11 protein-coding genes are annotated in these 12,945 nt (G+C 50.0%); 8 read left to right on the top strand and 3 right to left on the bottom strand.

Features of this window, described 5'->3' with window-relative positions:
* The first annotated feature begins 158 nt into the window (after window positions 1-158).
* Together O1Q98_RS11290 and O1Q98_RS11285 are read left to right on the top strand one after the other, a co-directional pair.
* The gene (locus O1Q98_RS11290; RefSeq protein ID WP_125261173.1) at window positions 159-1,547 is read left to right on the top strand and encodes a glutamine synthetase family protein; all 1,389 of its coding nucleotides are present in this window, start codon (window positions 159-161) and stop codon (window positions 1,545-1,547) included.
* Window positions 1,548-1,681: 134 nt separating this feature from the next.
* Window positions 1,682-2,386 (top strand): FadR/GntR family transcriptional regulator, encoded by a 705-nt coding sequence (locus O1Q98_RS11285; protein WP_125261172.1) that lies wholly within the window; start codon window positions 1,682-1,684, stop codon window positions 2,384-2,386.
* A 73-nt stretch (window positions 2,387-2,459) separates the two neighbouring features.
* On the opposite strand, the gene bhsA is transcribed toward O1Q98_RS11285, so the two are convergent.
* Window positions 2,460-2,717, bottom strand: a complete 258-nt coding sequence (gene bhsA, locus O1Q98_RS11280) for a multiple stress resistance protein BhsA (RefSeq protein WP_125261171.1) — start codon at window positions 2,715-2,717, stop codon at window positions 2,460-2,462.
* A gap of 232 nt (window positions 2,718-2,949) precedes the next feature.
* On the opposite strand from bhsA, the gene O1Q98_RS11275 reads away from it, so the two are divergent.
* Window positions 2,950-4,248, top strand: a complete 1,299-nt coding sequence (locus O1Q98_RS11275) for a YidR family protein (RefSeq protein ID WP_125261170.1) — start codon at window positions 2,950-2,952, stop codon at window positions 4,246-4,248.
* Between the two features lie 16 nt (window positions 4,249-4,264).
* Here the strand turns inward: O1Q98_RS11275 and O1Q98_RS11270 are convergent, their stop codons facing one another.
* Window positions 4,265-4,639 carry a YceK/YidQ family lipoprotein gene (locus tag O1Q98_RS11270; protein WP_125261169.1) on the bottom strand — a complete coding sequence of 125 codons (375 nt, stop codon included), beginning with the start codon at window positions 4,637-4,639 and terminating at the stop codon, window positions 4,265-4,267.
* A gap of 320 nt (window positions 4,640-4,959) precedes the next feature.
* Between O1Q98_RS11270 and ibpA the strand changes: the two genes are divergently transcribed.
* From ibpA to dcuR, 5 genes are all read left to right on the top strand, one after another.
* Complete coding sequence (gene ibpA / locus O1Q98_RS11265) at window positions 4,960-5,373, top strand: small heat shock chaperone IbpA (RefSeq protein ID WP_125261168.1); 414 nt, start codon at window positions 4,960-4,962, stop codon at window positions 5,371-5,373.
* A gap of 139 nt (window positions 5,374-5,512) precedes the next feature.
* Complete coding sequence (gene ibpB / locus O1Q98_RS11260) at window positions 5,513-5,950, top strand: small heat shock chaperone IbpB (RefSeq protein WP_125261167.1); 438 nt, start codon at window positions 5,513-5,515, stop codon at window positions 5,948-5,950.
* 748 nt (window positions 5,951-6,698) lie between these two features.
* Window positions 6,699-8,111, top strand: a complete 1,413-nt coding sequence (locus tag O1Q98_RS11255; protein WP_125261166.1) for an anion permease — start codon at window positions 6,699-6,701, stop codon at window positions 8,109-8,111.
* A gap of 132 nt (window positions 8,112-8,243) precedes the next feature.
* Window positions 8,244-9,857: a sensor histidine kinase gene (locus tag O1Q98_RS11250; RefSeq protein ID WP_125261221.1), complete on the top strand. Its 1,614-nt coding sequence runs from the start codon at window positions 8,244-8,246 to the stop codon at window positions 9,855-9,857.
* A gap of 12 nt (window positions 9,858-9,869) precedes the next feature.
* Window positions 9,870-10,592 (top strand): two-component system response regulator DcuR, encoded by a 723-nt coding sequence (gene dcuR, locus O1Q98_RS11245; protein ID WP_125261165.1) that lies wholly within the window; start codon window positions 9,870-9,872, stop codon window positions 10,590-10,592.
* A gap of 104 nt (window positions 10,593-10,696) precedes the next feature.
* On the opposite strand, the gene O1Q98_RS11240 is transcribed toward dcuR, so the two are convergent.
* A complete protein-coding gene (locus tag O1Q98_RS11240) occupies window positions 10,697-12,037 on the bottom strand; it encodes a 2-hydroxycarboxylate transporter family protein (protein ID WP_125261164.1) in 1,341 nt (446 codons plus the stop codon).
* Window positions 12,038-12,945 lie beyond the last annotated feature (908 nt).

The raw sequence follows: 12,945 nt of genomic DNA, 5'->3' as shown, positions 1-12,945 counted from the left end.
TTATTTAAAAGCAGAGTGCTGAATGGCATGGTCTGGCACTTATTTTATAGATGAATTTTTTATTCAATCAGGTAATGTTTTTATGTTTTATTTATATCGAAAATAAATAGAAATCTTATAATTCTACCTGTCGCCGCCAGGCATTTTGACAGAATATCATGAACGATATAATGCGTTTCTCTTCTTTTAGTAAAGGTAGTGAAAGTTCGGCTTGTAATAGTGGTGTTGTTGATTTCATGGCCGGTTCATTGTTAAGGGATTTTCATCGAGAGGTAAGAAATTATCTTTTACGTTATCCTGAAACAAAACATATCGATATTTATTTGAACGATATGAATGGGGTTTTTAGAGGCAAGAGAATATCTGTTGACTCTCTGCTATCGATTGCCGATGGCTGTTATTTTCCCCAGTCAGTTTACGCCATGTGTGGCGATGGCGATATTGTAACCCGTGACCCTATTTTTTCAGATGAACCAGATAGGTTATGCCTGCCGGTTATTGGCACATTACGCCCCTGTGCATATGGTTCGAAAGATAACGCACAGCTGCTGTTATCCATGAAAGATGCCAAAGGGAATGTCTATTCTCTTGAGCCAAGAGGGATTCTTGAACGGGTTGTCGGTAAATTACAGCGCTATGGTTTTTATCCTGTGATTGCGCCGGAAATTGAGTTCTATTTAATCGATAAAGACCGCCAGACACGGCCTGAGCCTGGGTGCTTCCATATGGCGGTGCCTTCTTGCCACGGGCAATTTATCGAAAGGCTGGAAAATATCGCTGAAGAGCAGAATATTACGCTCACCGGAATAGTCAGTGAGGCCGAGCCCGGGCAGTATGAACTCAACTTGCCCCATTCTCATCATGTGGTTGATGTGTGTGAACGAGTCCTGGCATTACGTCGGCTGACCGGTATTGCGGCAAAAGAGTTTGGATATCAGGCAAATTTTATGGCCAAACCCTTTTCTTTTGCTTCAGGGAGCGGTTTACATTTTCACATTAGCCTGAGTGATTCTTTAGGTGGCAATATATTCAATTCTGGCGACAGTGAATTGAATAATATCATGAAGCGCTGCATCGCAGGGTTATTAACCCTCATGCCCGCATCCATGGCGATAATTGCCCCGCATGTGAATTCTTTTAGACGAATACGCAAGAGCCTCAATGAACCTATTTTTAACTCATGGGGATATAATAATCGAAATGCGGCGTTACGTATTCCTTGCTCTGGCAGTAATCATCGTCGAATGGAATACAGGCTGGCGGGCGCAGATGCAAACCCTTATTTAGTCATGGCTGCGATTCTCAGTGGGATGCTCTATGGGTTAGAGAATATCCCTGATACGTCGCTGGATGATGCGATGATGGCGGTTCCTGAGTTACCTTTATTTCAGCAACACGCGATTGACGTATTTGAAAAAAATACTTACCTGACAAAAACGTTGGGCGATGAATTCTCGCAGCAGTGGGTTTGCTGTAAGCGTTTTGAGCTTGATGCCTTTGAAAGAAAAGTCACTCAAGAGGAAAGCGCGATGTTCTTTGAACACTGATGCAATACGCCCTATACCATGAGACAAGAGGGTCGGAGCATGAGGAAGAGATGTCACCGTTAGCTATGGTAAGCTGCACGTTGTGATTTTACCCGCTTTTCGTGGCAAATGGCCGACAGGGAGCCTGAGGGGATATGGTGCTACCCACACTAAAAGTTGAGCGGTTATATCGGCAAATCTCTAATTTGCTGATTAGCTGCATTAAAAACGGGCAGTTTACTGCCGGGCAATTGCTGCCTTCAGAGCGTGAACTGGCAAAACAGTTGGGCGTGAGTCGTTCATCAATTCGTGAAGCGCTGATTGCGCTGGAGATTACTGGTTGGGTAGAAATCCGTACCGGTAATGGGATTTACGTTAACGACCCCCTGCCGGATGTGCCGGGAGCAGCTCTGCCGGAAGACGAGTTCAGCCTGCGGGCGTTTATTCAGGCGCGTCAGGTGTATGAGTCAATGATGGCCGAGCTGGCGGCGGAGCATGCCACGGACGAGCAACGCGCGGCGCTCTCCGAGCTTGCTCAGGCATTGAGCCGTTTGCAGGTTAACGATGCGCAGTTTCTGCATGAAGATAAACGCTTTCATCTGCTGATTAGCGAAATGTCTGGCAATGAGGTATTGCAGGACATGATGGAATACCTGTGGAACAAGCGCCAGAGTAGCCGATTTGTGCGGCTGGAAACGCTCTATGCCGACCCTGATGTTCCTCGCATTATGAATCAGGATCATACCGAGATTGCGGCGGCTATCCTGGCGCGAGATCCGGCGCGGGCACGCCAGAGTATGATGCAGCATCTGCAACATGTTTATGAACACTTGTTCAGTGATGACGACCCGGCGAAATAGGCCGTACCCTGAAATAAAAACACCCCGGGGGGGACACAGGCACCGGGGTTGAGGGGCATTCTGTTATGCGCGGTTATTTGTAGATAACGGCGTTGCCGTGCAGCGTATCGTCGCCGCCTGCGTAAGTGATGGTATAAGCGGACGCGCCTGCTGCGCGGGCTTTTTCTGCCAGTTTATCCTGCAATGTGCTCAGGCTGTTGGCGGTTGCGGATACCGCACCGATTTTTTCCAGCTGCTGTGCCTGCGCGTAGTTAACACTCTGTGCGGCAAATGAACCAGATGACAGGGTGGTCAGTACAGCGGCGATCGCCAGGGTTTTGACGTTTTTCATCTCTCTTTCCTTTTTCGATAATCGTGTTGAAAGGCGTTTGTCCTTTCGATAACGCTAAGGTTACGCCTCATAGACCTGCGTGAAAAACGGAGGTTGTTGACGATATCTTTCTATTTTTTTGATGGAAAATACAGTCAGTCTTTGAAAGTAATACAATGATTTTTATTGTTTTTGTCGTTTTTTATGGTTTTTTTTATGATATTCCGGGTTTGGTCAGGAAAGGGGGGAATGTGTGACAAATGAAGACAGACAGATAACGTTTGATGCTTTTTCGCATCAGTTAACCAATATAAACATCTGGACATGTGACGGCAATTGGTTGATTTATGATGTTCGCCCCCACGGTTCTTCATTCACTGGCTTGACGATTGAACGGGTGCAGGTGGATACCGGCCAGCGTGAAGTGATTTACCGCGCCACACAAGGTGCCCATGTCGGTGTGGCGACAGGTAGCCCGACCTTGCCGCAGCGCTATGTATTTATTCATGGCCCGGAACAACCGGATGAGCACTGGCAATATGATTTCCACCATCGCCGTGGCGTGGTGGTTGCGGATGACAACCGCACGCAGGCGACGACGCTGGATGCCTGCGTGTTGATGCCCCCTTATCTTGCCGGTGCGTTGCGCGGTGGCACCCATGTGCATGTCTTCAGCGCGGATGGCAGCCGACTCAGTTTTACCTATAACGACCATGTGCTGCACGCGCGCGATCCTGCGCTGGATTTGCGCAATGTCGGGGTGGCGGTGCCGTTACATCCGGTCGTCGCTCCCCATTGTCATCCCCGTGAGCATGATGGCAGCCATTTTTGTGTGCTGGTCAGCGAGACGACGCCAAAACCTCGCCCCGGCAGCAATGAGATTAACCGCGCTTACGAAGAGGGGTGGGTTGGCAACCAGGGCTATTTACGTGCGGATGGTCAACGTCAACGCTGGGCGTTGGCTTTTATCGGCGACACCTGTTCGGCGCGCGGGGAACGGGTGGCGGAGGTGTTTATTGTTGATTTACCCGAACACCCGCAGGCTTATGCCGTTTCTGGCGCGCATCCCTTGGGGGGCAGTGACAGCGCGTTGCCCGCGCCACCGGCAGGTGTCTCTCAGCGCCGCCTGACCTTCACCGCTGACCGACGTTATCCGGGGCTGGTGAATCAGCCTCGCCACTGGCTACGCGCCTCGCCGGATGGCAGTGAAATCGCATTTTTAATGAAAGATGATAACGCCGTAGTGCAAGTGTGGACGGTGTCGCCAACTGGCGGTGCGCCACGACAGGTCACGCACGCCGACTGGCCGATACAGTCGGCGTTTAGCTGGCACCCAGACGGGCAATATCTGGCGTTCATTTGTGATAACAGCGTGATGGTGTGCGAGGTGGCGACCGGCCGCCTGATGCGCCAGACCGAACGCAGTGATATGCCGCCAGAAGGCGATGCCGTGGTGTTTTCCCCTGATGGCCGACGTATTGCCTATCTACGTAATATCGAGGGCGTGAATCAGATCTTTGTGGTGACGGTCATGATCCAGCCGACGGTGTGATGTTTGCCCGATACCGCTATTGATTGACGGTTTTGGGCGCAGCCGGTATGCGGGCTGGCGGAATCGGCGGGTTGGGCTGTTTGCGGCGTTCATACTCCTCAAGCCTGTCACGCGCCGAGGTGCTGTGCTGGTCGCTGTGATTGCGGTAGAAGTCATAGGGCAGCAGCAGGGTATCGAGGGTGGCGGAGAACGGTACATCCAGCACCACCATCGGCATCATCGCCCAACTGGTGCTGTCATCTTTTAGCGTGGCGACGCTCGCCTGTGTACCGGAGTAGTAACCTTGTTCGCCGCCGGAATGGGTCATCACGCTGGAGCAACCGCCACACGTCACCAACATTCCCCCGGATAGAATGAAGGATAGCGAAGCATTTTTCAGTATGGTCATCATGTTACCTTGAGAGAAAGCGTCCCGGTTACGTGTTTGACGGCGGCGTGGCCAAGCGTTTTACATGTTTTAACAAAATGTGCTTGCTGTCCAGTGGCAACGCGTGATTCTGCCCGATGTGCGGAAAGAATCAGAAATTTTTGTTAGCGCTGTTGAAAAACGCCGAGCCGACACCAGATAGATAACAGACCCGCAGAGATACGCCGACAGGGTATCGCGTCATGAGGCAAACCCGATGTTTGACTCATGCTGTTGTGGTCAGGAGCCCGTCCGTTAAGGAGGGCAATCATGGTGAGACCTCGCTGCACGTTAGGAGGCAGTTTATGCGTAACCCCGATTTTTCCCCACTGTACCGTTCTGCTATTGGTTTTGATCGTCTGTTTAATCTGCTGGAAGCCGGCCAGAGCCAGGGTAATGGCGGGTATCCCCCCTATAACGTTGAATTGGTTGATGAAAACCAATACCGCATTGCCATTGCCGTCGCCGGGTTTGCCGAGAGCGAGCTGGACATCACGGCTCATGACAACATGTTGATTATCAAAGGTGCGCACAGCGGCGAAGCCAGCGCGCGTAATTATCTCTATCAGGGGATTGCCGAGCGCAATTTTGAGCGCAAATTCCAGTTGGCTGAACATATCCAAATTAAAGGTGCCAACCTGGAAAACGGGCTGCTGTTTATCGATTTGCTGCGGGTCATTCCAGAAACGCTCAAACCGCGCCGTATCGAAATCAAATAACCGCAGGCCTCTTTTCAGGCTTTGATATTTGACGTGCAACCGGGTAACGCCGGGTTGCCTGAGTATCCGTTTGCCCTTGGGGAACGGTTCGGCCTTTGGCCGAAAACAGTTATCTCGCTTCACAGAAGGAGTTTCTATCATGCGTAATTACGATTTATCCCCGCTGTTGCGTCAGTGGATTGGCTTTGACAAGCTTGCCAGCAGTATGGGGAGTCAGGAAGCGGTTGAATTTCCGCCCTACAATATCGAGAAAATCGATGATAACCACTACCGCATTACGCTGGCGCTGGCCGGGTTTCGTCAGCCGGAGCTGGATATCGAAGTGGAAGGCCAGCGCCTGACCGTGAAAGGCACCCCGGAACTGGCAGAGAAAAAAGCGCAGTACCTGCATCAGGGGCTGGTGTTCAAACCCTTCTCATTGAGCTTTACGCTGGCAGAGCACCTGCATGTGTCACAGGCACAGTTCCAGCATGGTTTGTTGCATATTGATCTGGTGCGCGAGGTGCCGCTGGCGTTGCAGCCACAGCGCATTGCCATTGGCCGCCAGTCAGACGACGCCAATAGCGCGCAGTCATAACGCGTAAACCGTCATTAACGCGTAAAACCGCGCCTGTGCCAGTGATATGGCCGGGCGCGGTTTGTTAACATGTCGCGCGATCACGGCAGCGATAAGCCAGCAGCGAAATCGTGCTCTCATTAGGGGGGGTTGATACGTCACCGGGTGATTATCGAATTGACCGTGGCGCATTTTCTGATGGATGAACCGCTATTTTGCTGTCATATCGGTCGGTTCAGCTCACGATCAAGACGATATGATAATGATTATTTCTTAATGCTTCCTGCACTCACCTCGCCATACTCAAATATTATTTAATACCCATGGTTTTTATATAATAAATAGAGCAATTAACATATTTTATCTTTAATGGTTTATTATGTTCTTTGTAGTTAATTATATGTTCTTTAAATGTTATTTTTAGTAATTCTGATGCGAGTCAGACTTTTAATGAAATGCTGTTTTCTTTTTTAATGGTAAATTATTAAACCTGTTTAGTAATTAAAATAACGATGATGGGTTTTGTTTTTATAATACTATCCCTTCGTTGATTACTTTACTTGATTTTGATGGGACGAGAAAAAGCACCCTAGTCACTTTATTTTCTCGTCTTTTTTTTACTTTTTATGCTTCTGCTATTAATTTTTACTGAAGTCATACCCGCTGTTTTTACGATAATGAGATGAAGAAATAAAATATAACCACCACTCATGACACGGGCCCTCCGGTAAATAAGGCTGATTTCGTTTTAATCTTGAGTGGTGTTGGTATGTCTGCAAATAATAGCAGGTTAGTTAAGCTTTTTATTATCCTCGGTATTGCCGTTGTATTTTGGTTCATTCCCGTCCCTGAAGGGGTCAATGCTTCAGCATGGCATCTCTTGGCCATATTTGTCGCAACCGTGATTGGCTTGATTCTTTCCCCTTATCCGCTTGGCGCTATCGCGATTTTCAGTATTACCGCTGTGGCCGCGTTGGGTTTGTTGCCCGTAAAAGAGGTGCTGGTTGGATTTAGCGACCCGACTATCTGGATGATTGCCTGTGCGTTCTTTATTTCGCGCAGTTTCATCAAGAGCGGCTTTGGCCGACGCATCGGTTTTTTGTTTATCAGCAAATTGGGTAACAGTAGCCTTGGTTTGGCCTACGGCCTGGTGTTTACCGACCTGCTGTTTTCTCCGGCGATGCCGTCTACGTCGGCGCGCTGTGGCGGCATTATCACGCCGCTGTTTCGCTCGATAGCTGAAGCCTATGGCTCCACCCCGGAACAAGGCACCGAGCGCCGTATCGGGGCCTTTCTGGTGCAGACGATTTTTCAGTGTAACGCTATCACCTCCGCGATGTTTATGACCTCGATGGCGGGCAACCCGCTTATCAGCAAACTGGCGACCCAATTCGGCGTACACCTTAGCTGGACGGAATGGGCGCTGGCGACGCTGGTGCCGGGCGTATTATCGCTGCTGGTTATTCCGCTGGTGTTGTATCGCTTTTATCCGCCGGAGCTGAAAAAAACCCCGGAAATGCGCGAGCTGGCTAAAGTCCGTTTGCAGGAAATGGGGCCAATGAGCCGCAACGAATGGATTGTGCTGGCGGTTTTCCTCGGTCTGGTGGTGTTTTGGGTGTTGGGCGCTTCGCTGAATATCGATGCCACGCTGACGGCGCTGGGCGGTTTGAGCGTGTTATTGCTGACCCGTGCGTTAAGCTGGGAAGATGTGACCGGCGAGAAAGAAGCCTGGCATACCGTGGTGTGGTTTGCCGTGTTGATGATGCTGGCGACACAGCTCAATAAAATGGGGCTGATTGCCTGGCTTGGCGGCATGGCCGGTCACGCGGTTGCCGGAATGCACTGGCTGCCGATGATTGGCCTGCTGCTGCTGGTTTACTACTACAGCCACTACTTTATGGCCAGCGCCGTGGCGCACATCAGCGCCATGTATGCCATTTTTGTTTCTATCGCCATCGCCGCCGGTGCGCCACCGGTATTAACCGTACTGGCGTTCGCCGCTTTCAGTAACCTGTTTATGGCAACGACGCACTACTCCGGTGGCCCTGCCCCCATCATGTTTGGCTGTGGCTATCTGCCGCTGGGCACCTGGTGGCGGATAGGCTTTTTGGTCGGTTTGGTGGTTATCCCTATCTGGCTTGGCATTGGTAGCCTGTGGTGGAAAATTCTGGGGATGTGGTAACGTCCGCTGCTGTAATCACGCCGCCGCCTGTACAAGGGCGGCGGCGTTGTTATTAGCGGGTGGGAAATGACGCAGAAACCGTATGAACAGGTTAAGATAACAGGACAGACGATGCGTATTGCGGAGCATGACATGGGGAAGAAAAAGACACCGCTGAAGCTTGGCACCTCGATAATTCTGATGGTGTCGGCGGTGATAGGTTCAGTGTTGCTGGTGGTGTATGCGCTGCTGTTTTTTCGCATTACCGAATTAACCGAAAGCCACCTGAAAGACAAAGCCTTCGCCATTGCCCGCACCGTTGCCAATTCACCGCTGGTTATTGACGATCTCAAAGGGCTCGGCAATCCGGCGCTGGTTCAGCGCTTTTCCGAAGAGGTAAAAAGCCGCAATCATCTGCTGTTTGTGATTGTGACGGACATGGGCGGAATTCGCCATTCTCACCCGGAGCCTGAGCAGATTGGCCGCCATTTTATTGGCGATGATTTATATCCGGCCCTGTTAGGGCTTGAGAATACAGCGGTGAATCGCGGGGTGCTGGACCCGGCGCTACGCGCGTTTACTCCGGTATTTGATGAAAATAATCAACAGGTTGGTGTGGTGGCGGTCGGTATTTCGCTGACGCGCGTACAGTCCGTTATCGATGAAAACCGCTGGATAATTCCCTGGACTATCCTGTTTGGCGCGTTGGTCGGGCTACTGGGGACGTACTTCCTGGTAAAAGCGCTTAAACGCATCATGCTGGGCTTTGAACCGTTTGAAATCTCCAACTTGTTTGAGCAGCGCAACGCCATGCTTAAACAGATCAAAGAAGGGGTGATCGCGGTCGATACCAACCTGCGTGTCACCATCATCAATGATGAGGCGCGACGCGTGTTCAGCGAGCATGGTTCCGGCGAAACGCTGGCTATCGGCACGACGATTAGCCACTGGCCTGCGTTGATGAATCTGGAAAAGGTGCTGGAGTCCGGTTTGCCGCGTCAGGATGAGGAGATCAATTTCAATGGCAACCTGCTGCTGATTAACACGGTGCCGGTGGTGGTCAAGGGCGATATTATCGGTGCGATTGCGACCTTTCGCGATAAAACCGAGGTCAGCCAGTTGCTTCAACGTCTGACCGGCATGTCCTACTATGCCGATGCGCTACGCGCCCAGTCCCACGAATTTATGAACAAATTGCATGTGATCCTCGGCATGCTGCATTTGAAATATTATCCGCAACTGGAAGAGTATATTTTAAAAACCGCCAATAATTATCAGGCGGAGATTGGTTCGATTATCCGCAAAGTGAAATCTCCGGTGATTGCCGGGTTCCTGTTAGGTAAAATCAACCGCGCGCGGGATTTGGGCGTGACGCTGTCTGTCAGTGAGGACAGCTTGCTACCGGATACCGATGATGCCCAGGCGACCAATGAATTAATCACCGTGCTGGGCAACCTGATCGAAAATGCCATGGACGCATTATCCGGCCTGGAGAATCGTGAAATTACCGTCACGTTTCACCATCAGGACGGGCACCTGCACTGTACGGTCAGTGATGATGGGCCGGGTATCGCGCCTGAAATCCAGCAGCGTATCTATCAGGAAGGTTTTTCCACCAAAGGTGCCGGACGGGGCATCGGGTTGTATCTCACCCGACAGAGCCTTGAGAAAATTGGCGGCACTATTGATTTTGAATCCGAACCGGACGTTTACACCCAGTTTTTTGTGAATATCCCGTATCAGGCAAGGCAGTTTGACCATGATTAAGGCAATTTGACCATGATAAATGTACTGATTGTTGATGACGACGCTATGGTAGCGGAGTTGAATAAGTGTTATCTGAATCAGATTTCCGGGTTTAGCTGCTATGCGACGGTGCCAACGCTACAGCAGGCACGTAATCTGTTAATGCAGCCAGACTGTGAAATCGATTTGGTGTTGCTGGATATTTATATGCAGCAGGACAATGGCCTGGATTTATTGCCGACCATCCGTGAATTCAGTGAACACACGGATGTCATCATCATTTCATCCGCCAGCGATGTGTATACCATTAAAAAAGCGCTGCACTACGGCGTGGTGGATTACCTGATTAAACCGTTCCAGTTTGCCCGTTTTGAACAGGCGCTGACCGCTTATCGCGAAGAAGCTAATTTGCTCAAGCACCGTGAGTTTGTCGCGCAATCGGACATCGATAATCTCATCCGCCGCACCAGCGGCACGCCGACTGTCGAGCGTAAGAAACTGCCGAAAGGCTTAACCAGCCTGACATTGCGCACCGTCTGTGAGTGGATTGAGGGTAATCAGGGCACGGAGTTTTCCACCGAGATGCTGGCGAATGCGATTGGTATTTCCCGCGTGTCCTGCCGTAAGTACCTTATCTATCTGGCGGATACCGGTATTCTTGACACCAATATTCTCTACGGTTCGACGGGACGCCCGGTTTATCTCTACCGCTTGCTGCCGGAAAAACAGGACGCCTTGCGCCAATATTGCGAATAACGCTAATACGACAAAGCCACGAACGACGTGGCTTTTTTATCTGGCGTGTAAAACGAAAAAGGCCACGGAATCCGTGGCCTTGTCGCATTAAATCCGCTGAAGAATTACACCAGCCAGCCTAACAGCAAGGTGGCGGCAATCACGGTGGAAGCACCGCCGATACGGGTGGCGATTTGCGCGAACGGCATCAGCGACATACGGTTAGAGGCAGAAAGAATGGCCACATCGCCCGTACCGCCCAGACCACTGTGGCAACTGGTGACGATAGAGGCTTCAACCGGGTACATTTTCAGGTATGGGGCGATAAAGAAGCTTATCAGCGCCATCGAGAGCACCACCGAGCCACACACCACCACATAGCCGACAGAGAACACTGCAACCACGCTTTCCAGCGGGACATACAGCATGCCAAGGCCAATCATCAGCGGCCAAACCAGCGAGCTTGAGACGAATTTGTAGAAGCTGTTGGCACCGGTTTCCATACTGGCAGGAATGACCCGGCCATATTTACACAGCACGGCGATCAGAATCATCAGTACCGGGCCTGGAATGTGCAGCACTTTTTCAAACAATCCGCCGACGATAAAGAAAGTACAGATCAGCAGCAGGCCGCCGCCCATCAGGTGGAAATCGACCGTTTTGGGCGCGTCTTTGACGGCAAACAGCGCACTGTCATCGGCATTGCGTACCAGATTACCGTTACCATTCAGGTCACTGCGCCAGATACCGATGCGCGCCAGTACGCCAGCGCAGATGATGGCGAAGATATTACCGACAACGGCGGCAGGCGCGAGCTGGGCGACGTAGACATCCGGCGTCTGGCCGAGAATCGACGAGTAAGCCAGCGACAGCGGCAGAATGCCTTCGCCGATACCACCGCCGATGATAGGAACGATGATGAAGAAGAAGGTGTGGTAGAAGCTGTAACCAAACAGTTTACCGACCAGCAGACCGGTAATCACTGCGGTTGCCGTACCGATGACCAGCGGGATGAACATACGAATCATCCCCTGAATCAGGATGACGCGGTTCATGCCAAGAATACTGCCGACCACCAGGCTTGCGATAACGAAGTAAAGGAAGTTGGCGTCTTTCATTAACAGCTTGACGGTATCAAGCGTGTTGGCGTTGAACAAATGGAAATAAACCAGCACTGACGGCACCATCAGGCAAAGAATGGCTGGCCCGCCAACTTCTTTAAGTACCGGAATACGCTGGCCAATATAGGCCAACAGAAAACCCATCGTCATAATAACCGCGAACCCGCCAATCATATTTTTTGGCAGATAGCTGGCATAAGATGCAATAAAAACAATGGCAGAAATAACCAGGAAAAGAATAAAAGGCACAGAGCCAATGCGGACTTTGTTGATATTCTCCAGTAAACCTGATGGTGCGGTAGTAAGCGTATTATCGCTCAGTATTTCAGTTTCAATGCTTTTCATTATATTCACCCTGTTGTAGCGGCATAGGACAGAGGGTTGGGCTTGCTCTGCAAGGCGTGGAAACATTTTGTTAAATGTGCTGCGCACAATAACCATCAGTCACACCATCAAAATAAAAAGGCGATGTTATTATTATGACGATATATTCTTTAAGTAATCTAGCATAGGCAAATGTTAAAAATAATAGGCGTTCGCTACAAACGTGAAAGAGTTGTGAACTGCACTCCAATTCGCTTTTAAGTAATTTAATTAGTCGTTTTGTAATTAAAATTCGTTTGCTGGGGTAAATAAGGGAGAGGAAATGAATAAAGAAATAATTTTGAAAGCAGGTAAGCGACGTAATAGCTGAAAAATATCATGTCATGACGAAAATAAAAATAAATTTTTAAAAGTTACATAAATAAAAACCCCGCTGTAAAAAGAACAAAAATTAACAATACCCGCAGGGGAAACGGCGAGATCGCCGCAGACGATCGCCATGCGCAGGGCTGATGGTGGTGGAGGGGTTTTTTGGCGCGGTTAGCTGCCATCACCGCTGTCGTATGCACAATGGGGTGGCGTAGGCCCGGAACGGCGGCATTTTCTGCTGTGCGGGAAAGTTTTTTTATATTGCGCAAATAGTTGGCGTGTTCTCACACCGATGGTAGGAATGCATCATGGCTGGCCTATTTTTGTCAGTATTTTCACCTGTTTTTAACCTTTTTAACACGCTTTACTGTGTACTAATTCACCATTCGAGAGGATTTTCATATGAGTTATTGTGTGGTGATAATTATCGCATGAGTGAGTTAACCTGGTTTTAACTGTTGTGTTTTTGTTATTTTGTGGGCTTAGTCACCAAAAATTAAGCCAATTGAGCTAATTTTATACCTTGATGATTCTGCGGTTTCTGTTTGTAAATCCTAACA

This window comes from Dickeya lacustris (assembly GCF_029635795.1).
Taxonomy (GTDB): domain Bacteria; phylum Pseudomonadota; class Gammaproteobacteria; order Enterobacterales; family Enterobacteriaceae; genus Dickeya; species Dickeya lacustris.
This window is presented reverse-complemented; position numbering and strand designations above follow the sequence as displayed.